The sequence below is a fragment of the Hydrogenophaga sp. L310 genome (assembly GCF_055703065.1).
The window spans coordinates 91,481-112,831 of record NZ_JBVPZA010000009.1 but is presented as its reverse complement, the minus strand read 5'-3'; the positions used below and the strand labels follow the sequence as shown (position 1 = coordinate 112,831).

Annotated in this window: 22 protein-coding genes; 11 read left to right on the top strand and 11 right to left on the bottom strand. The window is 68.9% G+C overall.

Annotation, left to right across the window (positions count from 1 at the left end; genetic code table 11):
- Positions 1-170: 170 nt before the first annotated feature.
- Positions 171-1,073, top strand: coding sequence for an NAD(P)-dependent oxidoreductase (locus tag AC0GNO_RS15905; protein WP_472886781.1), 903 nt, complete (start codon positions 171-173; stop codon positions 1,071-1,073).
- 236 nt (positions 1,074-1,309) lie between these two features.
- On the opposite strand, the gene AC0GNO_RS15900 is transcribed toward AC0GNO_RS15905, so the two are convergent.
- From AC0GNO_RS15900 to AC0GNO_RS15890, 3 genes are read right to left on the bottom strand one after another with little or no spacing between them, the layout of a single operon-like run.
- Complete coding sequence (locus AC0GNO_RS15900) at positions 1,310-1,924, bottom strand: BON domain-containing protein (RefSeq protein ID WP_472886780.1); 615 nt, start codon at positions 1,922-1,924, stop codon at positions 1,310-1,312.
- On the bottom strand, positions 1,921-2,541 hold the full coding sequence (locus AC0GNO_RS15895) for an SIS domain-containing protein (RefSeq protein ID WP_472904645.1): 621 nt from the start codon (positions 2,539-2,541) through the stop codon (positions 1,921-1,923). Before AC0GNO_RS15895 ends, AC0GNO_RS15900 begins: the two co-directional genes overlap by 4 nt.
- A gap of 27 nt (positions 2,542-2,568) precedes the next feature.
- Positions 2,569-3,024 (bottom strand): YraN family protein, encoded by a 456-nt coding sequence (locus AC0GNO_RS15890; RefSeq protein ID WP_472904644.1) that lies wholly within the window; start codon positions 3,022-3,024, stop codon positions 2,569-2,571.
- On the opposite strand from AC0GNO_RS15890, the gene rsmI reads away from it, so the two are divergent.
- Positions 3,024-3,959 carry a 16S rRNA (cytidine(1402)-2'-O)-methyltransferase gene (gene rsmI, locus AC0GNO_RS15885; protein ID WP_472904643.1) on the top strand — a complete coding sequence of 312 codons (936 nt, stop codon included), beginning with the start codon at positions 3,024-3,026 and terminating at the stop codon, positions 3,957-3,959. The genes AC0GNO_RS15890 and rsmI overlap by 1 nt on opposite strands.
- A gap of 30 nt (positions 3,960-3,989) precedes the next feature.
- Here the strand turns inward: rsmI and AC0GNO_RS15880 are convergent, their stop codons facing one another.
- Entirely contained in the window at positions 3,990-4,343 is a 354-nt protein-coding gene (locus AC0GNO_RS15880) for a hypothetical protein (RefSeq protein WP_472904642.1), read from the bottom strand.
- A 227-nt stretch (positions 4,344-4,570) separates the two neighbouring features.
- On the opposite strand from AC0GNO_RS15880, the gene AC0GNO_RS15875 reads away from it, so the two are divergent.
- From AC0GNO_RS15875 to AC0GNO_RS15860, 4 genes are all read left to right on the top strand, one after another.
- Positions 4,571-5,191, top strand: a complete 621-nt coding sequence (locus AC0GNO_RS15875) for a DUF502 domain-containing protein (protein WP_472886775.1) — start codon at positions 4,571-4,573, stop codon at positions 5,189-5,191.
- Positions 5,188-7,878, top strand: a complete 2,691-nt coding sequence (locus tag AC0GNO_RS15870) for a bifunctional acetate--CoA ligase family protein/GNAT family N-acetyltransferase (protein WP_472904641.1) — start codon at positions 5,188-5,190, stop codon at positions 7,876-7,878. The genes AC0GNO_RS15875 and AC0GNO_RS15870 overlap by 4 nt, the downstream gene beginning before the upstream one ends.
- Before the next feature lie 79 nt (positions 7,879-7,957).
- Positions 7,958-8,596 carry a dioxygenase family protein gene (locus AC0GNO_RS15865; RefSeq protein ID WP_472904640.1) on the top strand — a complete coding sequence of 213 codons (639 nt, stop codon included), beginning with the start codon at positions 7,958-7,960 and terminating at the stop codon, positions 8,594-8,596.
- Between the two features lie 13 nt (positions 8,597-8,609).
- Complete coding sequence (locus AC0GNO_RS15860) at positions 8,610-9,623, top strand: metal-dependent hydrolase (RefSeq protein ID WP_472904639.1); 1,014 nt, start codon at positions 8,610-8,612, stop codon at positions 9,621-9,623.
- Positions 9,624-9,650: 27 nt separating this feature from the next.
- On the opposite strand, the gene AC0GNO_RS15855 is transcribed toward AC0GNO_RS15860, so the two are convergent.
- Positions 9,651-10,193 (bottom strand): cysteine hydrolase family protein, encoded by a 543-nt coding sequence (locus AC0GNO_RS15855; protein WP_472904638.1) that lies wholly within the window; start codon positions 10,191-10,193, stop codon positions 9,651-9,653.
- Between the two features lie 128 nt (positions 10,194-10,321).
- Here AC0GNO_RS15855 and AC0GNO_RS15850 point away from each other — a divergent pair, with 128 nt between their 5' ends.
- Positions 10,322-10,642 (top strand): EthD family reductase, encoded by a 321-nt coding sequence (locus AC0GNO_RS15850; protein ID WP_472904637.1) that lies wholly within the window; start codon positions 10,322-10,324, stop codon positions 10,640-10,642.
- A gap of 12 nt (positions 10,643-10,654) precedes the next feature.
- Here the strand turns inward: AC0GNO_RS15850 and AC0GNO_RS15845 are convergent, their stop codons facing one another.
- The 4 genes from AC0GNO_RS15845 to dinG all read right to left on the bottom strand — a co-directional run bounded on the left by AC0GNO_RS15845 (position 10,655) and on the right by dinG (position 14,578).
- Complete coding sequence (locus tag AC0GNO_RS15845) at positions 10,655-11,269, bottom strand: LysE family translocator (protein ID WP_472904636.1); 615 nt, start codon at positions 11,267-11,269, stop codon at positions 10,655-10,657.
- A 104-nt stretch (positions 11,270-11,373) separates the two neighbouring features.
- The gene (locus tag AC0GNO_RS15840) at positions 11,374-11,670 is read right to left on the bottom strand and encodes a YciI family protein (RefSeq protein ID WP_472904635.1); all 297 of its coding nucleotides are present in this window, start codon (positions 11,668-11,670) and stop codon (positions 11,374-11,376) included.
- A gap of 12 nt (positions 11,671-11,682) precedes the next feature.
- The gene (locus tag AC0GNO_RS15835) at positions 11,683-12,153 is read right to left on the bottom strand and encodes a CopD family protein (RefSeq protein ID WP_291187068.1); all 471 of its coding nucleotides are present in this window, start codon (positions 12,151-12,153) and stop codon (positions 11,683-11,685) included.
- A gap of 82 nt (positions 12,154-12,235) precedes the next feature.
- Entirely contained in the window at positions 12,236-14,578 is a 2,343-nt protein-coding gene (gene dinG, locus AC0GNO_RS15830; RefSeq protein WP_472904634.1) for an ATP-dependent DNA helicase DinG, read from the bottom strand.
- 110 nt (positions 14,579-14,688) lie between these two features.
- Here dinG and AC0GNO_RS15825 point away from each other — a divergent pair, with 110 nt between their 5' ends.
- The 3 genes from AC0GNO_RS15825 (at position 14,689) to AC0GNO_RS15815 (ending at position 18,153) form a co-directional block, all read left to right on the top strand.
- Positions 14,689-15,789: a patatin-like phospholipase family protein gene (locus AC0GNO_RS15825; protein ID WP_472904633.1), complete on the top strand. Its 1,101-nt coding sequence runs from the start codon at positions 14,689-14,691 to the stop codon at positions 15,787-15,789.
- Between the two features lie 61 nt (positions 15,790-15,850).
- Positions 15,851-17,281, top strand: coding sequence for a GntP family permease (locus AC0GNO_RS15820; RefSeq protein WP_472904632.1), 1,431 nt, complete (start codon positions 15,851-15,853; stop codon positions 17,279-17,281).
- Positions 17,281-18,153, top strand: coding sequence for an alpha/beta hydrolase (locus AC0GNO_RS15815; RefSeq protein ID WP_472904631.1), 873 nt, complete (start codon positions 17,281-17,283; stop codon positions 18,151-18,153). Before AC0GNO_RS15820 ends, AC0GNO_RS15815 begins: the two co-directional genes overlap by 1 nt.
- A 54-nt stretch (positions 18,154-18,207) precedes the next feature.
- Here the strand turns inward: AC0GNO_RS15815 and AC0GNO_RS15810 are convergent, their stop codons facing one another.
- Positions 18,208-18,900, bottom strand: coding sequence for a MarC family protein (locus tag AC0GNO_RS15810; RefSeq protein WP_472886765.1), 693 nt, complete (start codon positions 18,898-18,900; stop codon positions 18,208-18,210).
- Positions 18,901-18,915: 15 nt separating this feature from the next.
- Complete coding sequence (locus AC0GNO_RS15805) at positions 18,916-20,445, bottom strand: BCCT family transporter (RefSeq protein WP_472904630.1); 1,530 nt, start codon at positions 20,443-20,445, stop codon at positions 18,916-18,918.
- Positions 20,446-20,988: 543 nt separating this feature from the next.
- On the opposite strand from AC0GNO_RS15805, the gene AC0GNO_RS15800 reads away from it, so the two are divergent.
- A complete protein-coding gene (locus AC0GNO_RS15800; RefSeq protein ID WP_472904629.1) occupies positions 20,989-21,270 on the top strand; it encodes a hypothetical protein in 282 nt (93 codons plus the stop codon).
- The last annotated feature ends 81 nt before the right edge of the window (positions 21,271-21,351 follow it).

The following is a 21,351-nucleotide window of genomic DNA, read 5'->3' as shown; positions in this document are numbered from 1 at the left end:
AGAAACACCCCCGCGCTGGCATGGCTCACCCCCGCGCTGCGTCCAAGGGCGCGTCATCCCCTCAAGGGCAACGCGATGCGGCCCGGCGGAACCGGTTCCGCCGCGTTCTGGGTGGGTCATCTCGCTCCGGCTGAACCGATTTCCCGGCACCTCTGTAAAGGCATCCCCTCATGAGTTCCATCGCCTCAAAAACATACGAATCTGTTGCGCCCAAGAAGGTCGCTTTTCTCGGCCTCGGCGTCATGGGTTTCCCCATGGCAGGGCATCTGGCCCGTGCCGGTCACCCGGTGACGGTCTACAACCGCTCCCCGGCCAAGGCGCAGGCCTGGATGGCCGAGTTCGGCGGCTCGGCCAAGGCGACGCCGCGCGAAGCGGCGATGGGTGCCGACATCGTGTTTTCCTGTGTGGGCAACGACGATGATCTGCGCGCGGTGACGCTGGGGGCCGACGGCGCTTTTGCCGGCATGGCGCCGGGCGCGGTGTTGGTGGACCACACGACCGCCTCGGCCGATGTGGCGCGCGAGCTGTATGGCGCCGCGAAGAACCTGGGGCTCGCGTTTGTGGACGCGCCTGTTTCCGGTGGCCAGGCGGGCGCCCAGAACGGCCTGCTGACGGTGATGTGCGGCGGTGATGCCGCCGAGTTCGAGAAGGTCCAGCCCGTGGCCATGGCATTCTCCCGCGCCTTCACGCTCCTGGGCGCCAGCGGTGCCGGCCAGCTCGCCAAGATGGTCAACCAGATCTGCATCGCGGGCCTGGTGCAAGGCCTGGCCGAAGCCATCGCCTTCGGCCAGAAGGCCGGCCTGAACATGCCCCAGGTGCTCGACGTGATCGGCAAGGGGGCCGCGCAAAGCTGGCAGCTCGACAACCGCGGAAAAACCATGGTCGCCGACCAGTTCGACTTCGGTTTCGCCGTGGACTGGATGCGCAAGGACCTGGGACTGGTGCTGGATGAGGCCCGGCGCAACGGCGCGCGCCTGCCGGTGACCGCCCTGGTGGACCAGTTCTACGCCGACGTGCAGGCCATGGGCGGCAACCGCCTGGACACGTCCAGCCTGATCAAGCGCTTGAGGTAACCCCCCCGCGCCGGAAGATGGGGCTCACCCCTGCCGCGCTGCGCGCGACCCCCTCAAGGGGGCGGCACTGGCGGCCCGGCAAAGCCGGTTCCGCGGTGCCCTGGGATCAACTTCCCCTCGCGCCACCTCATGCTTCACCGGCACGCGTGCCTTCGCCCAGGATGCGGTGGAACCGGCTTTGCCGGGCCACTCGCATCGCCCCTCGGGGGGTGACGGCGAAGCCGGCGCGGGGGGGGTCACTTCATCCGGGCCAGTTCTTCTTCGCTGATGATTTCGAACAAACGGACCACGCGTTGCGCGCCCTTGGTCGTGCGCGCCACTTCGGTGGCCTGATCGGCTTCGCGCTGGGTCACACGGCCCATCAGGAACACCGAACCACGTTCGCTCACCACCTTGAAGGAGTTGGTCGAGAGGTTCTTGGCATCCACCAGACCGGCCTTCACACGCCCCGTCAGCAGCGTGTCTTCGGCCTTTTCCCTGAACGTGGGACTGTTGGTGATCTCCAGCTCGTTGAACACCGACGCCACATTGTCCGTCTTGCTGACAGTCTCGCTCGCCAGGGCCTTGTCGCGCTCGTTGGCGACCTCGCCGGTCAACAGCACGCGGCGGTTGTAGCTGGTCACACTGATGCGGGCGCGGCTGCCCATCTGCTCGCGCAGGTGGCTGGCGGCGCGCAGTTCAATGCCCTGATCGTCCAGTTGGGCCCCGGAGCTGCGCCGGTCGGTGGCCACGACGGCACCGGTCAAGGCCCCACCCACCATCAATGGCGCGCAGGCGGACACGGTGGCCGCCAGCGCGGCCACACCCAGGATGCTGGCCGCCAGACGGCCGGTCGACGGGAAACGTTTCATGCGAGGTTCTCCTGTTCGTTGATCAAGGTGTCAGGCAGGCCCAGCAACTGGGCGTCCACGCCGTCACAGATGCAGTGCAACACCAGGTGCTGCACTTCCAGAATCCGGGCCGGCAGCTCATGCGGCACGCACACGTGCACATCGGTATCGCGCAACAGCTGCGCCAGGCGCCCGCCGCGCGCGCCCGTGAGCGCCACCACCGACATGTCGCGTTCGTGAGCCGCTTCAATGGCCGCGATCATGTTGGCCGAATTGCCGGTGGTGGACAGTGCCAGCAGCACATCCCCCGCCTGACCCAGGGCCCGCACCTGACGGGCAAAGATCGCGCGGGCGTCAAAATCGTTAGCGATACCGGTCAGCACCGCCGCATCGGCCGACAGCGAAAACGCCGCCAGCTCGGGGCGCTCGCGGTCGTAACGACCCACAAAGCTGGCCGCAAAGTGCTGGGCAGCCGCGGCCGAGGGCCCGTTGCCGCAGCTCAACACCTTGCCCCCGCCGGTCACGCAGGCCAGCACCGCGCCAATGGCCGCTTCCACCACCGGTGCGAGCGACTGCGCGCACTGGTATTTCAGGTCGGCGCTGTCGATGAACTGTTGTTGTATCCGTTGCAAGAGCATGAGGGGATCATAGCGGTGGGTGAAGTATCAAAAGGTTGCGCTCGCATCAAATGCCGCGCGATGCCATTCGAGGTGCGCCGATGCGGCGCCGTCGCCTTCCGGGGCACCCTTGCGCCCCTGGATCAGCACCACATCGAAGCGGCATGGGGGTTCTGAGCCAAGCCGCAGCAAAAAGTGCCGCGCCGCGAAAACGATGCGGCGCTGCTTGAGCGCCGTGATGCTGCCGCCAGCCCCGCCACGGGAGGCGCTGGCACGCTGGCGCACCTCGACGAACACCAGCGTGCCGTCGCGGTCGCGCATAATCAAATCGACCTCGCCACCGCCGCGCCCGGGTGTCCTGAAGTTGCGCTGCACCAGGCGCAGGCCGTGGCGCTGCAGATGCTCCAGTGCAGCATCTTCGGCGGCATCGCCGCGCTGTTTGGTGGTGACGGGCGGGCCGCTGTCGGCCGGACCCGATGGGCCCTGTTTTCTGGAAAACCACATTGTCTGCAAGCACTCCATCCCTGTTGGCCGCCGCGCGTGAAGCGGCCGCTCACCAGCATTATCCGCAGGGCGCGCTCTACATGGTCGCCACGCCGATCGGCAACCTGGCCGACATCGGCCTGCGCGCGCTGCAGGTGCTGTCGCTGGTCGATACCGTGGCCTGCGAGGACAAACGCCACACAGCCGCCCTGCTGCAGGGCTATGGCCTGCACAAACCGCTGCTGGCGCTGCACGAGCACAACGAGTCCGAGGCGGCGCAGACCGTGTTGCAGCGCCTGCAGGAAGGCCAGCGCGTGGCCTACGTGAGCGATGCCGGCACGCCGGGCGTGAGCGATCCCGGTGCGCGGCTGGCCGCCGCCGTGACCGCGGCCGGGCTTCGCTGCGTGCCGATCCCCGGCGCCAGCAGCATCACGGCGCTGCTCAGCGTAGCGGGTTTCACCCACCAGGCCGGCGGCTGGAACGGTCGCTTCGTGTTCGCCGGTTTTCTCTCGCCCAAGGCGGCCGAGCGCCAGCGCGAGGTGCAGCAGATCGGCGCCGATGCCCGCGCCTGCGTGCTGCTGGAAGCGCCGCACCGCATCGAAGCCCTGGCCAGGGACCTGGCCGTTCTCGGCGAACGCGCGCTCACCGTGGGTCGCGAGCTGACCAAACAATTCGAAGAAGTGGCGCAGCTGCCCGCCTGCGAGTTCCCGGCCTGGTTGCAGGCCGGTGCGCACCGCACACGCGGCGAATTCGTGCTGATGGTGCACCCGCAAGCCGCTTCCAGCGGCGAAGAAACGGCCCTGGATGCCGAGGCCTTGCGCACGCTCGACCTGCTGATGGCCGAGCTGCCGGTGAAAACCGCCGTGCGTCTGTGCGCCGAGATCACCGGTCAGCCGCGCAACGCGCTCTACGATGCGGCCCTGGCCCGGCGCAAAACCGCTCCCGAAGCCGACTGATCCCGGCCGCGGCGCATTGCCGCCGACCGTTCAGCGCAGAACGCGATCCGGTCCCGGCGATGCCACATCGCCTGGGTCTGGTGATCCGCCGGCCGCTGCCTCGGGCACCTCGGTGGCCTGCACATCGACCACATCGCCCGCCGGCGCGCCCGCCTGACCGGGCCAGACGCCGCGGGTGTAGCGTTGCGACTGCTCGCGCATGCGGCTGAACATCACCACCGGGGCCGGCTTGCGCCCGGTGATCAGCGACCACAGCGACACGCCCGCCACCACCACGAGGGCCGCCAGCAGGAAGCTCACCACAAACACCAGGGCGGCGAGCACCAGCACGAGCTTGAGGAGCCCACGCAGCACGCGCTCCAGAAAGTCAGAAAATCCATTCATGAGGGAAAGAGCCATCGGGCGGTTGGGAGTTCCGGGAGTATGAAGCGCTTCGGTGCGCGGGTCACGCCATGGCGGTGGCCATGAAACAGCTTGGCACAAGAAAATGGCAAGTGGGGCTGCTTTCCGGTTTTGCAAGCCACGCCCCTCCCCGGTGACGCCCGGGCGCATCGCCGGGCGCAGACGCCTGGCGTCACACCGTTCCGCACGCCGGCTGCTATGCTGGAAACATGACGCCACCGACACCACCCGAGCCCACCCTGAAGCGCCTCTCGCAGTACTTCTTTCGCGGCCTGATCACCTTTCTGCCCCTCGCCATCACGGTGTATGTGCTGGTGCTGTTCGTCACCTGGACCGAAAGCACCGCCATGTGGCTGCTGAGCCCCTTCATCGGTGACTTTTACCTGCCCGGGCTGGGCATTGCGCTGGGGGCGGGGTTGATCATCGCGCTGGGCTTTTTCATGTCGCTGGGTACCGCCAGCAGGCTGCTCTCGTACATCGAACTGCCCTTCACCAACCTGCCGGTCATCAAGAGCATCTACTCGTCGCTGAAGAACTTCGCCGACTACTTCTCTCCGCACGAGCAGGACGCGCAGCAGGTCGTGCTGCTGAAAATGCCCGGCCATGAGCTGGGCATCGTCGGCCTGGTCACGCGCCAGAGCCTGGCGGGCCTGCCCAATGGCATCGGCGAGCTGGAGGGTCAGGTGGCCGTCTACCTGCCCATGGGCTACATGATCGGCGGCTACACCGTGTTCGTGCCGCGCGAGTGGACCTCGCCCATCGACATGAGCGTGGAAGAAGCCATGCGATCGGCCCTCATCGCCTTCATGTCATCGAGCAAAAAGCCATGAGCATCCGACACCTCGACACCCTTTTCCATCCCGCCTCGGTGGCCGTTTTCGGTGCATCCGAACGCTCGGCCAGCGTCGGCGGCACGGTGTGGCGCAACCTGCTCGCCGGGGGGTTCAAGGGAACGCTGTACCCGGTCAACCTCAAACACACCACGCTCGGCGGCGTGGAGGTCTACCGCAACGTGGCCGCCCTGCCCGAAGCCCCCGACCTGGCCGTGATCTGCACCCCGGCACACACCGTGGTCCCGCTGATCACCGAGCTGGGCGCGCGCGGCACCCGTGCGGTCATCGTCGTCACCGCCGGTCTCGACAAAGCCACCAGGCAGGCCATGCTGGACGCCGCCAGGGTGCACACGCTGCGCGTCCTCGGCCCCAACTGCATCGGCCTGCTGGTGCCGCACCTGGGGCTGAACGCGAGCTTTGCGCACATCGGCGCGTTGCCGGGGGATCTGGCTTTTGTGTCGCAGTCGGGCGCGCTGGTCACCGCCATGCTGGACTGGGCTGCCTCGCGCGGCATCGGCTTCTCGCACTTCGTCTCGCTCGGCGAACGCGCCGACGTGGACTTCGGCGACATGCTCGATTTTCTCGGCAGCGACCCGGCAACGCGCGCCATCCTGCTCTACATAGAAAGCGTGGACGAAAGCCACAAGTTCATGTCGGCCGCACGCGCCGCCGCGCGCAACAAGCCGGTCATCGTGGTCAAGGCCGGGCGCTCATCGGCGGGCCAGGCCGCCGCCGCCTCACACACCGGCGCACTGGCCGGCTCCGACGCCGTGTTCGACGCGGCCATTGCCCGCTCGGGCATGTTGCGCGTGCTCACCCTGCCCGACCTGTTCCTCGCCGCCGAGACGCTGTCGCGCTTTCGCGACGGACCATCGGGTGCGCTCACCGTGCTCACCAACGGTGGTGGCGCCGGCGTGCTGGCGGCCGACGAGGCTTCGACGCTGGGCGTGCCGCTGGCCCAGCTGGACGACGCCATGCTGGCGCGGCTCGACGCCGTGCTGCCCGCCAACTGGTCGCACGGCAACCCGGTGGACATCATTGGCGACGCGCCCGCCGAACGTTATGTCGCCGCGCTCGAAGCGCTCTCGAACGACACGGAAAACGCCGTGCTCTTCATCCACGCGCCGACCGCCATCGTGCCCAGCGCCCAGATCGCACAAACCATGCTGCCGCAGGTGACGACCGAGCCCCGGCGCGTCCTGGGCTGCTGGCTCGGTGACGGTGCCGTGGCCCAGGCGCGCCAGACCTTCCGCGATGCGGGCGTGCCCGACTACAACACACCCGAAGACGCGGTGCGCGCGTTCTCGTTCCTGCGCACCTACCGCATGCACCAGGTCGAACTGCTGCAGACACCGCCCGCGCGCAGTGCCGCGCATTCGCCCGACCTGCCCGCCATCCGCGCCATCGTGGGCGCCGTGCTCGCCGATGGCCGCGAACTGCTCACCGAGCCCGAGGCCAAGGCTTTGCTCGCCGCCGCCGGCCTGCCGGTGGTGCCCACGCGCGTGGTCGGTGCCAGCGCGGACGCAGCGCAGGCCGCGGCCGACGCCCTGGGCTACCCGGTGGTGGTCAAGATCCTGTCGCACGCCATCAGCCACAAGAGCGACGTGGGCGGCGTGCGCCTGAACATCGGCAACGCCAGCGAGCTGCGCGAGGTCTGCACTTCGATGCTGGCGCGCGTGCGCGAGCTGCGGCCCGACGCCGACGTGCAGGGCTTCACCGTGCAGCCCATGGTGCGCAAGCAACACGCGCACGAACTCATCATCGGCGCCAGCGTCGACCCGGTGTTCGGCCCGGTCATCCTGTTCGGTGCTGGCGGTACCGCGGTGGAGGTGCTGGCCGACCGCGCGCTGTCGCTGCCGCCGCTCAACACGCCGCTGGCGCTGGCGCAGATCCAGCGCACGCGCATCGCGAAGCTGCTGCAAGGCTACCGCGACGAACCCGCCGCCGACATCGACGCCATCGCCCAGGTGCTGGTGAGCGTGTCGCAACTGCTGGCCGACGTGCCCGAGCTCGCCGAGCTCGACATCAACCCCCTGCTCGCCAACCACGAGGGCGCGGTGGCGCTCGATGCGCGCCTGCGCGTGTCGGCGAAGAAGCCAGCCGGCGCGGCGAACTTCGCCATCCAGCCTTACCCGCAGCATCTGGAGGAAAGCTGGACCTGGCGGGGCCAGCCGGTCACGCTGCGCCCGATCCGCCCGGAAGACGAAGGGCAACACCGCAGTTTCCTGGAACAGCTCGACCCGGAAGACATCCGCCTGCGCGTGTTCTACAGCCGGCGCAGCATCGAACACAGCGAGCTCGCGCGGCTCACGCAGATCGACTACGCGCGTGAAATGGCCTTCATCGCCACGCGCCACATTGAAGGCGATGGCGAAGAAACCCTGGGCACCGTGCGCGCCACCGTCGACCCGGACAACAACACCGCCGAGTTCGGCGTCATCGTGCGCTCCGACCTCAAAGGCTCGGGCCTGGGCCACCGGCTCATGGACAAGATGATTGAGCACCTGCGCGCGCGCGGCACGCAGCGGCTGGTGGGCACGGTGCTGCGCATCAACCGCGGCATGCTGGAACTTGCGACCCATCTGGGCTTCCAAGAAACGGACAACCCCGGCGACCCGGACGACCACAGCATCCGTTTCGTGTCGCTCAATCTGCAGCCCAGCCCCGACGCCCGTCCGGGCTGAGCCGGTGATGGCCCTGGCGCCAGCGGCAACCACCGGCCCAGCCCGAACGGAAACCATCCCCCCGTTCCAGGAGCCCGCCATGCCGTCGAACCGCCCACCCTCGCGCCGCGCCCTACTCACCCGCGGCGCCGGCCTGCTCGCCGCCACCGCCGCCCCGGCCTGGCTCACACCCGCCCTCGCGCAAACGGCCCTGCGCCCCACGCCCAGCCAGACCGAGGGCCCGTTCTACCCGGTGGCCCTGCCGGCCGACACCGACTTCGACTTGCTGCGCAGCGGCAGCGTGGCCTACGGCAAGGGCCAGCCGGCCTGGGTCGAAGGTGTGGTGACCGACACGCGCGGCGTGCCGGTGGCGGGCGCCGTGGTCGAAATCTGGCAATGCGACCAGGCCGGCCACTACCACCACCCGGGCGACGGCGGCCAGGCCGACCCGGCCTTCCAGGGTTTCGGGCAGGTCACCGTGGGCCGCGACGGCCGCTACCGTTTCCGCACCCTCAAGCCCGCGCCCTACAGCGGCCGCACGCCGCACATCCACGTGAAGGTCAAGCTCGACCGCCAGGAGCTGCTGACCACACAGATGTACGTGGCGGGCGATCCCGGCAATCAGCGCGACTTTTTGTGGCGGCGGCTGGGGGAGCAAGGGCAGGCCGCGCTCACCCGTCCATTTGCTGCGGGCACCGACGGCTTGCGCGCCGAATTCCCCATCATCGTCCAAGCATGACGCAACGCCCCGCATGGATTCTTTGACCCAGATCGCGCTCGGCTCCGCCGTCGGCGTGGCCGTGATGGGCCGGCGCACTGCCGTGTGGAAAGCCGCGATGTGGGGCGCTGTCGCCGGCACCCTGCCCGACCTCGACGCCTTCATCGACCACGGCGACCCCATCCTCAACATGACGCGGCACCGCGCCGAAAGTCACGCGCTGTTTTTCCTGACGCTGGCCGCACCGCTGCTCGCCTGGATCGTCTCGCGCCTGCACGGCGAAGCCGCTCTGTTCAAACGCTGGTGGCTCGCGCTCTGGCTGGTGCTCGTCACCCACCCGCTGCTCGACGCCATGACGGTCTACGGCACGCAGCTGCTGCAGCCCTTCACCGACCACCCCTACGGCGTGGGCAGCATCTTCATCATCGACCTCGCCTACACCGTGCCGCTGATCGTGGGCGTGGTCGCGGCGCTGCGGCTGAACAACCCGCACGGCCAGCGCTGGAACGCCGCCGGCCTGGTGCTCAGCACGCTCTACCTCGCCTGGAGCTTCGGCGCGCAACAGCATGTGGACCGCATCGCCCGCGCTTCGTTGCAGCAGGCCGGCATCGAAGCGCAAGGCCTGCTCGTCACGCCCGCGCCCTTCAACACCGTGCTCTGGCGCCTAGTGGCGACCACACCCACGCAGTACCACGAGGGCTACTACTCGCTGCTGGACGACCAGGCCAAGGTGCGCTGGACCGCGTACCCGCGCGGTGGCGATCTCATCGCGCGGCACGGTCACGCAGAACCGGTGTCGCGCATCGCTGCGTTCAGCCACGGCTTCTTCAGCCTGCACAACGGCGGGGACCGCCTGCTGCTGACCGATCTGCGCATGGGCCTTGAACCCACCTACACCTTCCGCTTCGACGTCGGCTCACCGGCGGCCGTCGGCAAGGTACCTGTGACCCAGCTGAGCATGCGACCGGACCTGGGGCGCGCGCTGCCCTGGCTGTGGCAGCGCCTCCAGGGAAAAACGCTCGCGACGCTCGGCGCGGCCACCCCGTAGCGGCGACCCACCGCCGGCCCGCCTTCTTCATTCATCCCATCGCACATCCGCCGTTGCCACGGCCGTGGTGCGCGGGCCGAAGCTGCTGATGTTGCTCAGCGTGGCGTTGTGGTGGTCGATCACCTGCTGTGGCGTCAGATGTGCATTGCCTGCGGTGGTGTGCGCGTCCGACACCAGCGTCACCGGAAAACCCAGGGCCATCGCCCGGCGCGTCGTGGTGTCGACGCAGAACTCGGTGTGCATGCCGCAGACCACGAGTGCCGTCACGCCCCGTGCCTGCAACAGCGCCGCGAGCGGGGTCCCGTGGAACGCATCCGGCGTGGTCTTGCGCACCCGCAGATCGCTCTCCAGACACACCAGCTCGTCGGGCAGTTGCCAGTCGGCGCTGCCGTGCTCCAGGTAGCCGTCGCGGCCCTCGTGCTGCACAAACACCACCGGCACGCCGTGCTCGCGTGCCCGCCGGGACAGCTGGTTGATGTGGTCGATCACCCGCCCGGACGCAAACGCCGCATCCGGGCCTTCACACAACCCGCGCTGCACATCGATCACCAGCAAAGCCTGTTGGCCCATGGAAAACTCCCGAAAAAATGCGAGCGTAACCCGGGCCCCCACCACGCCCCGGAGGTGTTGCCGGAAACGGCACAAAAGCGCACGATGGCGGACTTGCGCGTTCCCCCCACCCCAGCAGGAGACAAACCATGATCAAGGTCAGCGTGATGTACCCCAACACCCCCGGCACGCACTTCAACCACGACTACTACCGCGACAAACACATGCCGCTGGTGAAGGCCCGGCTCGGTGCGCCGCTCAAGTACTACACCGTCGACAAAGGACTGGCCGGTGGCGCTCCCGGCTCGGCACCCGCCTACGCCGCCAGCGGCCACCTGTTCTTCGACAGCGTTGAAGACTTCCAGACCTCGTTCGGGCCGCACACGACAGAGATCATGGGCGACATTCCGAACTACACCGACATCGCGCCGCTGATCCAGATCAGCGAAGTGGTGGTCGGCAAACCCTGAGCGCCTGAACGCTCAGCGCTCCTGCAGCGCCAGCTGGGCCCCCAGCCCGGCGAAAGCCGCGGCAAAGCCCCGGCGCAGCCAGGCCTGCACGCGGGCCGATTCGATCACCGCCTTGCGGAAGGCGTGGGCCAGCAGGCCATAGACCACGAACACCGCGAACGTCATGGCCATGAACACGGCGCTCAGCAGCAACAGCTGTCCCAGCGGCGATGCAGCGGCCGGGTCCACGAACTGCGGCAGGAAGGCCAGGAAAAAGATCGTCAGCTTGGGGTTGAGGATGTTCAGCAGCAACGCCTTGACCACGATGCTGCGGCCCGAGCGCTGCGCGGCCTGGCTGTCCACCGCAAACGCACTGCGGTCCTTCCAGGTCGCCCAGGCCACGTAGAACAGGTAGGCCACGCCCGCGTAACGCAACACCTCGAACGCGAGCGCGCTGGTGTGCATCACCGCCGCCAGGCCGAATATCGTCGCCAGCAGGTGCGGCACGATGCCCAGCGTGCAGCCCACCGAGGCCAGCACAGCGGCCTTTCGGCCCTGCAGCAGCGCGGTGGACACGGTGAAGATCACCCCGGTGCCGGGGATGAGCACCACGATGAGCGAGGTGATGAGAAATTCGAGGGAGAGCATGGCGCGGCCTTTCTCAGGTGTTGTGCTTGGCGGTGTGACAGCGCCACATGATGCCCCACTTCCGCCACCGCAGCGCCGAGCGCCTGCCCTGTCCCTGTCACCGCTTACAGCGTCACCAGCCGGTCCGGAAAGGCCTTGCCCCAGGTCAGGATCCGGTAGCGGCGCAGGCTGGGCACGTAGTACGGATCGTTTTCGATCAGTTCGACAGCACGCTCGCGCGACGCCACTTCCAGCACCCACAGACCACCGACGAAGGCCTCGCCGGGGGCTTCGCGCAAGCCACCCGCCATCGGGATTTCCTGGGCATTTCGCTCCAGGTAGGCCAGATGCAGGGATTCGCGCTCGCGCCGGATGTCCAACATCCCGGGTTCGTCATCGAAGAAGACCACCCAACGTGCCATGACTTACCGCCTTCAGACCATCAGCAGCGTCAGCACGATGATCACCACCCCGATGGCGAGATTGATGCCCACCCAGGTGCGGATCGACGCCAGCGCCGCGCCGCCGGCCGGCCAGTCGCTGGCCGCCACGGCCTTGCTCAGCCGCTTGTACAGCGCAAAGCGGATGTGGCCAAAGATCGCCATCATCACGATGCCGAGCGTGGCCATGATGGTCCAGTCCAGCGGCATGTTGAAGGCCAGGCCGGCCTGCACGGTTTCCTTGGCCAGGCGGCCGATCATCCACAGCCCCGACACGAGCACGGTGGCGATGGACACCAGCACGGCGGCAAAGAAGCGCTGCAGCGTGCCGTGCATGAGCGGCACGCGTTGCGGCGGCGGCAGCTGCAAGGCGGCCGGGCGCAGGAAGAAGTGGGCGAAGACCATGCCGCCGATCCACACGACGATGGCAAGGATGTGGAGCAGCTTGAGGATGGCGTAGATCATGGGCGGGTCTCGGTCTGATGATGGAGAGAACGAAGGCTTCGACAGGCTCAGCCCAGAAAGGTGGGCTGAACATTCACCGGATTCAGGCACTCACGTCGCTGAGCACACCGCCCACGCGCCGCTGCAGCTTGTACGGCGGCAGGCCCTTGAGCATGCGCCGCCCGTACGACTGGCGCAGCAGCCGCGCATCGTAACAAACCACCACCGCTTCGTCGGTTTCGCTGCGCAAGGCCCTGCCGGTCCACTGCAGCAGGCGCGCGCCGGTGGCGGGCACCACCAGTTCGCTGAACGGGTCGCGGCCTTGCGCCTTGAGCCAGTCGGCGCGCGCCTGGCCCACCGGGTCGCTGGGCGAGGCGAACGGCAGCTTGGTGATGAACACCCATTCACACAGCTCGCCCGGCAGGTCGAGCCCCTCGCCAAAGGACTGCAGGCCGAACAGGATGGACGCGCCGCCGGCTTCCACGCGCTCGGCGTGCTTCTTCAGCAACTGCGTGCGCGAGGCCTCGCCCTGCGCCAGCACCTTGTCGCGCAGATCGCGGTGCAGGCCACGCTCCAGCAGCTCCTGCGCGCGCCGCATCAGCGCCTTGGAAGTGAACAGCACCAGAGCACCGCGCTGCACGCTGGCCAGATCGTCCATCAGCGCGTCCAGCATCTCGCGGCTGTAGGCCTCCACGTCTTTCGGATCGGCCTGCGTCTGCACCACCACCAGGCGGCCCTGGCGCGCGTGGTCGAACGGGCTCTGCACCTCGCGCGCGACCACCGCGTCGTCGTAGGCCAGGCCGGACTCGTGCAGAAAGTGATCAAAGCCGCCACAGGTGACGAGCGAGGCCGAGGTGACCACCGCCGCGCGCACCTTGCTCCAGAGCTGGTGGCGCAGCAGGCTGCCGGGCTGCAGCGGGCAGGCGTGGGCGGTGAGCGTCACCAGGCCGTGCTGGATGCCGGCTTCGAGCCACTTGGCCAGCGGCGGCTGGCCCGAGGTCGGGTCCTGCAGCCAGAGTTCAGCCGTGGCCTGCGCGTGCTGCAGGCGCGGCGCGAGCACGCCCAGGCGACTGTAGAGCCGGGCGCAGCGCGCGGCGTCGCCGGGGTTGTCGCGCGCGTTGGCCTTGAGCTGGGTGGCCAGCGTCTCCATCACCTTGAGCAGCGCGCTGGCGCGGCTGTGCAATTGCGACACGGTTTCCATCCACTCCGGCGGCAGCGCGCCGCCTTCGAAACGCTCCACCACCGGCGCGCCGGCGGCGTCGAAACCGCCACGCGCCGGCGTGCGGCTGGGCGCGCGCCCGGTGAGCGCGGCCCACGCCGGCAGCGCGCCGATGCGCGCCATCGCCAGCCGCGCCAGCTCACCCTGCGCGCTTTTCATCTCGCGCGCCAGCGTGGCCACGTCCACACCCGGCGTGTGCTGCATCGCGCCGGCCACCTCATCCACCGCGCGCGGCAGGCGGTCCAGCCACTGGCTGCGCATCAGGTCCATGCTCTCGCTGAACTGGCCCTGAGCCACAGCGCCCAGGTGGTGCGCTTCGTCGAACACGAGGTAGCAGTCTTCGGGCGCGGGCAGCGCGTGCAGGCCCAGCGTGGACAAGAGCAAATCGTGGTTCACCACGATCACCTGCGACTGCGCCAGCTTGGCGCGCGCCTGGTAGTAGCTGCAGCTGTTGTAGCTCGGGCAGTGGCGCGCGGTGCAGCTGTGGCGCTCGGCGGCCACCGGGCTCCAGAGTTCGCCTTCGGGCGGCTCGTCGAGCCGGTCGCGGTCACCGTCCCAGGTGCCGCCGTCCAGTTGCCCGGTCCATTTCGCATAGACCTTGGCGCGTTCACCCCAGCGTTCGGCGGCGCGCGCGCTGGCCGCGGCCGAGGCCACGGTGTGCGCCGCGATGCCGGCCGCCGAGGCGTCGGTGGTTTCGCTGGCGTCGTCGCTCTCGAACAGGTCGGCGCTGGCCGCGTCGCCGCCGCTCAGCTGATCCAGCTTCAGGCGGCAGACGTAGCGGCCACGCCCCTTGGCGAGCGAATAGGTGAAAGGCTCGGGCAGCGCCGCGGCCAGCGCCGGCAGGTCCTTGGCAATCAACTGCTCCTGCAGCGCCACCGTGGCGGTGGAAATGACCACGCGCTTCTGCTGCGCCAGCGCGAGCGGGATCACGGTGGACACGTACGCCGCCGATTTGCCCACGCCCGTGCCGGCCTGCACCACCGCGATGCCGCGCTCGGGCAAACCGGCTTCACCGCTCACCGAGCCGTCGCCCAGGCTCACGCCGCTCAGTGTGTGCGCGATCAGCGCCGCCATTTCGCGCTGGCCGGGGCGTGCGCGAAAGCCGGGCGCGTGCGAGACTACGTGGTCGAAGGCGGCCAGGGCCAGCGCCTCGCGCGCCAGCGGGCCCGACGGCAGGGCCTCGGCTTCAACGGCGGGAACGTCGGGGGTATCGGAGGGAGTGGTCATGCGGGGCCGGGGTCAAAAGGCGATTGTCCCAGACGGTCTCGTGCGGGTGGTGGCAGGGCGCGCAACTTGTGCACTGCACAATGCACCACAACGACATCCAAGAGCATTCCATGGCCACCCGACGCAAGCCCGCCACCCGCCGTCCCGCCCGCCCTTCCGGCGACCACCAGCTGATCGACCTCGCCCTGCAAGGCGGCGGCTCCCACGGCGCCTTCACCTGGGGCGTGCTGGACCGCCTGCTGGACGACGCGTCGCTGGAGATCGCCGCCATCAGCGGCACCAGCGCCGGCGCCATGAATGCCGTGGCCCTGGCCGCGGGCCTGATGGAAGGCGGGCGCGAGGGCGCGCAGCGCGTGTTGCGGCGCTTCTGGCAACGCGTGGCCGAAGCCTCGCCCTTCCACCACCTGGAAAACAACCCCTTCAACGCCCTGCTGGGCAGCCACACGCCCTGGATGCAGGCGCTGCTGGCGCCCTGGCAACAGGCGGCGCAGCTGGCGGTCAGCCCGTATTCGCCCTACCAGCTCAACCCGCTGAACCTCAACCCGCTGCGCGACATCCTGGTGGAGACGGTGGACTTCGAACGCGTCTGCGCCTGCCACAAAACCCGCCTGTACATCGCCGCCACACAGGTGCGCACCGGCGCGCTGCGCGTGTTTGACCAGGCTCAACTCACCCCCGACATGGTGCTCGCCTCGGCCTGCCTGCCGCGGCTGTTCCAGGCGGTGGAGATCGACGGCGAGGCCTACTGGGACGGCGGCTACGCCGGCAACCCCTCGCTCATGCCCCTGATCACCGACAGCCCGGCCGACGACCTCCTGCTGGTTCAGATCAACCCGCGCGAACGCCCCGAACCGCCCACCCGCACCAGCGACATCCTGGACCGCATCGACGAAGTGACCTTCAACGCCAGCCTGCTGAAAGAACTGCGCTCCATCGCGCTGCTCAAACGCCTGATTGAAGAAGAAGGCCGACCCGGCCACCAATACCGCAACCCGCTGTTCCAGCGCGCCGAGGCGCTGCGCCTGCACCTGATCGATGGCGGCGCCTCGCTCAGCACCCTGGGCGCGGGCAGCAAGACCCAGACCTCGCTGGCGTTCCTGAACCGCCTGCACGACCTGGGCCATGCCGCCGCCGACCAGTGGCTCACGGCGCACCGATCAGACATCGGCCAGCGCAGCAGCCACGACATCTTTCAGGCGCTGAACCCATGAGCCCCGCGCACGACCGCCCGAAGCGCTCTCGCATCGCCGTCCGAAGGACGGAGGTTTTCGAATGACCAGCATCCTCGGCATCCTGCTCGCGCTCGTGCTGCTCATGGCGCTGGCCTACCGCGGCGTGAGCGTGCTCCTCCTTGCACCGCTCATGGCCCTGCTCGCGGCGCTGTTCAGCCCCGATGCACCGCTGCTCGCCAGCTACACGCAGGTCTTCATGCCCGCGCTGGGCGGCTTCGTGATCGCCTTCTTCCCGCTGTTCCTGCTCGGCGCCGTGTTCGGCAAGCTGATGGAAGACTCGGGCGCCGCCACCGTGATCGCGCAGGCCATCGTGAAAACACTGGGCGTGCAGCGCGCCATCCTGGCCATCGTGCTCGCCTGCGCGGTGCTCACCTACGGCGGCGTCTCGCTCTTCGTGGTCGCCTTTGCCGTGTACCCGATCGCGGCCGCGCTGTTCCGCCGCGCCGACGTGCCGCAGCGCCTCATTCCCGGCACCATCGCGCTCGGCGCCTTCACCTTCACCATGACCGCGCTGCCCGGCACGCCCGCGATCCAGAACGCCATCCCCATGCCCTTCTTCGGCACCACGCCCTTCGCCGCGCCCGGCCTGGGCCTGATCGGCGGCGCGGTGATGCTGGTGCTGGGCACGCTGTGGCTCATGCGCCGCGCGGCCAGCGCCAAGGCGCGCGGCGAAGGCTTTGGCGAGTCCTCGGCCTTGAAGGACCCGGCCAACGCCACGACCGCACGCGCCAGCACCGCAGGCCACCCGCCGCCCGATGCCCTGAGCGGCAGCGCCTTCGCCCGCGCCATCGCCCCGGTGGTGCTGGTGATCGCGCTCAACTACCTGCTCGCCACCTGGCTGCTGCCCGCGCTCAACACCGCCTACCTCGCCGAGCCGCGCTACGGCAGCACCCGCATCGAGAACCTGCGCGGCATCTGGGCCGTGACCACCGCGCTGGCAGCGGCCATCGTGCTGCTGGTGCTGCTGCAACGCGCGCGCCTGCCCGCTCTGGGCCAGACGCTGGAGACCGGCGCCACCAGCTCGGTGCTGCCGCTGCTCAACACCGCCTCGCAGGTGGGTTTTGGCGCGGTCATCGCCTCGCTCGCCGGGTTCGCGCTGATCCGCGACGCCGTGCTCGGCATCGCGCCCGGCAACCCGCTGGTGAGCATGTCCATCGCCGTCAACATCCTGGCCGGCATCACCGGCTCCGCCTCGGGCGGCATGAGCATCGCGCTGCAGACCCTGGGCGAGACCTGGCTCGCCATGGGCCAGGCCGCCGGCATCGCGCCCGATCTGCTGCACCGCGTCACCGCCATCGCCACCGGGGGGCTCGACGCCCTGCCGCACAACGGCGCCGTCATCACCCTGCTGGGCATCTGCGGCCTCAGCCACCGCCAGGCCTATGCCGACATCTTCGTGGTCGCGGTGGCCATTCCCGTGCTCTCGCTGGTGGTCGTGGTGCTGCTGGGCACGGCCTTCGGATCCTTCTGATGGTGCCCCTGCTGATCGGTCTCGGCCTGCTCGGTGCCGCCTTGTTCGGTGCCCGCCACGTGCTGCACCGCAGCCTGGCGCCCGAAGCCAGCACCGATGGCCCGACCCCGGCCGAGCTGGGCCTGCGCGCGCACGAGGTGCAGATTCCCGGCGCCGCCGGCCAGCATCTGTTTGCCTGGTACCTGCCCGCGCCCGCATCGGCCCCGCACCCCGCGCCCGCCGTGGTGCTGCTGCACGGCTGGGGCGGCAACGCCAGCACCCTGCTGCCCGCCGCGCAGGCGCTGCACGCGGCAGGCTTCGCCGTGCTGCTGCCCGAATCGCGCAACCACGGTCGCAGCAGCCGCACCGGCCACAGCTCCCTGCCCCGCTTCGCCGAAGACCTGGAGGCCGCGCTCGACTGGCTCGCCACCCAGCCCGGCGTGGACCCGCAGCGCATCGCCGCGCTCGGCCACTCGGTGGGCGCCGCCGCCGTGCTGCTGGTGGCCTCGCGCCGCCCGGGGCTGGCCGCGGCGGTGAGCGTGAGCGCCTTTGCGCACCCCGAATGGGTCATGCGCCGCTGGCTCGCGCTGCGCCGCGTGCCCTACTGGCCGCTGGGCTGGCTGGTCAATCGCTACGTAGAGTCGGTGATCGGTGCGCGTTTTGATCGCATCGCCCCGCTGGCCACGCTGGGCCAGGCCCTGTGCCCGGTGTTGCTGCTGCACGGCACTGAAGACACCACCGTGCCGCTCACCGATGCGCAGCAGCTCATCCAGCACAAAGGCAGCGCACGCGCCACGCTGCTGGCGCTGCATGGCACCCACGAAGGTTTTGCCGATCCGTCCACCGCGACACAGGCCGTGCTGGCGTTTCTGGCGCAGCGTGGCGCGACCTGACCCGCTCACCGCCCGGTGCGGCTGCGCAGCCGTCGCCGGGATGGCGAACCCGCATCAGCCGGCCGCCGCCTCCCGCAACAGGCCCAGCGCCAGCTCGCTCGCCCCGTCCCACACGATCTGCACGCCCAGGCAGAGCAGGATGAACGCCGACAGGCGCAGGAAGATCACCGTACCCGCCTCGCCCAAGGGCCGCAGCAGGCGCTGCGCGTAGCGAAACGCCAGGTACAGCAAAACCCCCACCGCCAGCAGCGCCAGCACGCCGCCGCCCATGCGCGCGAGCGACAGCAGCAGCCGCTGGTCGTGCAGCGACACACCCACGGTGATGGCCGCTGCAATGGAACCCGGCCCGCAACTGATCGGGAACGTGAGCGGATAAAAGGCCTGCCGCCGCGCCATTTCGGGCGTGAACGACTCGGCCAGCTCGGTGCGGCTGTCCACCGTGGCGTGCGTGGCGGTGAGCAGTCGCCAGGCCGTGGCCGCCAGGATCAGACCACCCCCCACCCGCACGATGGGCAGCGAGATGCCGAAAAACTCCAGCACGAACGAACCGATCAGCATCGAGCCCAGCATCAGCCCGAACATGTTGCGCGCAATGCGCCGCGCCAGCAGCGCCCGCGTGCCGTCCGAAGCGCCCTCGGTCAAGCCGAGGAAAATCGGTGCCGTGGCCGCCGGGTTCAGGATCGGCAGCAGCGCCGCAAAGACGAACAGGAAACTCTTGCCCAGCGCGAGCAGCAGTTCGATGGTCATGGGATCAGGGCGCGTTCAGGCGGCAGGCGGACGTTCCACCATGTCGCGGATGCGCCGGCGCAACGCGCGGTCGCGCCGCTGCTCCTCGTTCCAGTCTTCGCGCACGCCGCGCCAGAGCGCCAGCGCCATGAGCAGGATCACCAGCGTGAACGGCAGCGCGAACACGATGGTTGCCGTCTGCACCGCCTTCACGCCGCCGGCCAGCAGCAGGCTGATGGCGATGCCCGAAACCAGCAGGCCCCAGACGATCTTCACCCGGGGCCCCGGGTTTTCGTCGCCGCCGGTGCTCATCATGCCCAGCACCAGCGTGGCCGAGTCCCCGGAGGTCACGAAGAACACCAGCACCAGCACGGTGGCCACGCCCGTCATCAGCCCGCCCAGCGGCAGCTGGTCGAACATGGCAAACAGCGCGGTGGACACATCGGCGTTCACCGCCTCGCTGATCGGCAGGCCCTGCATGATCTGCAGGTGCAGCGCCGTGCCGCCGAACACCGAGAACCACACGAACGCCGCCAGCGTGGGCGCCAGCACCGTGCCCAGGATGAACTCACGGATGGTCCGTCCACGCGAGACGCGCGCGATGAACAGGCCCACAAAAGGCGACCAGCTCACCCACCAGGCCCAATAGAAAACCGTCCAGCCACCCACCCAGCCGCTGTCGCGGAAGGGCGTCATGCGCAGGCTCATGCGCACGAACTCGCTCAGGTAGCTGCCCAGGGTGTTGGTGAAGGTGTCGATGATCGCCACCGTCGGACCCACCACAAACACCGTCAGCGCCAGCAGGCCGGCGACGATCAGGTTGAAGGTGGACAACCACTTGATGCCCCGGGTCACACCGGTCACCGCCGAAGTCAGGAAGAGGACCGTCGTCACCACGATGATGCCCACCTGCGATGCACCGCTCACCGGCAGCCCCATCACCGCGGCCAGGCCACTGTTGATCTGCAACGCGCCCATGCCCAGCGAAGCCGCCACGCCAAACGCCGTGGCAATCACCGCCAGCACATTCACCAGCGGGCCGATCGGTTTCATCAGCGCCCAGGGCAGCGCTTCCACGGCCGTGCTCACCAGCGCCGAGCCGCCCCGCCGGAACTGGAAAAACGCAATCGCCAGCGCCACGATGCTGTACACCGCCCAGGGGTGCAGCCCCCAGTGGAAGAAGCTGTAGCGCATGGCGGCGTTGGCCGCCTCCGGTGTGTTGACCGCAATACCCGGTGGCGGCGCGCCGTAGTGGGAAATCGGCTCGGCAACGCCCCAGAACACCAGGCCGATACCCATGCCTGCGGCAAACAGCATGGCGAACCAGGCGCCGATGGAAAACTCCGGCTCGTCGTCCTCGCCGCCGAGCTTGAGGTCGCCGTAGCGGCTGAACGCGAGGACCAGCGCCAGCACGACCAGGCCCAGCACCACCCACAGGTAGAACCAGCCGAAGTTGCGCGTGATGGCCGCCAGCGCGGTGTCGAACACCCCGCCCAGCGACGCCGGGGCGATCACGCCCCACAGAACAATGGCCAGGATCAAACCGGCCGACACGATGAGTTGCATGAGAGTCCTCCTCCAGGAAAAAGGCTGTCGCAGGCCACGGACAAGGCAACCGGCGCCATGCTGGCGCACAGGCGAATCGCCCAAGCGTGCAGTGGATACCGGTGCAACCGAAGAGACAAGCCAGAAGACGGCGGCGGTCCGGTCCGATGTGTCAGTGTCGCCCGGCCCGCCAGGCCCATGCAGGGCGCTTTGGAGCGGTGGCAGCGGCGCCAGACAAGCGCGCTGAGCCGGGGCTGTCAGCAAGGACCGGCACCACCAGCGCAAGTGGGTGCGCCGGCCATGCCGTCATGAACGAAGGCGACATTGTGCCCGGATGCGCCCCACCGCGTGAGCCTGTGCTCACATACCCAAGTGGCGGGCGCGGAAATGCGCTTCTCCATGCGGTCACAGGCCCCTGGCCATTCGCCGCACCACCACACCGAATCCGTCTCACACCGCATGGGCCCCGGAGGTTTGCACCGGTTGCGTTCTGGACGTTGTCAGGCGCAGGGTGTGAGCCAGCTTTTCTGCTGCTGCGGCGCGCACCCGCCGCGCAGCACACCCTTGAAATCCTTCATCACACAGCGCTGGCACGGCCGCATCGGCTGGCGCACCCTGTTCTGGCGCGACCTGCTGCTCATCGGCACCGGGCTGAACCTGCTCATGACCGGCGTGGCCCTGGCGCTGCTCTCGCAAGACGTTCCCATTCACTGGGTGTTGCTCGCGCACCTGCTGCCGCTGCCCTACAACCTGCTCATCGTGTCCGCCCTCTGGCACGCACTGCGGCGGCCCGCGGTGGTGCTTGGCGTGAGCGTGTTCTGGCTGATTCTCTTCATTGCGGTCTGAGCCAGCCAGCTGGTTCGCAGAACAATGGCCAGTTCGGTGAACACCTGGCGGCGTTGAGGGTGAGGCGGGTCATGGGAGAGC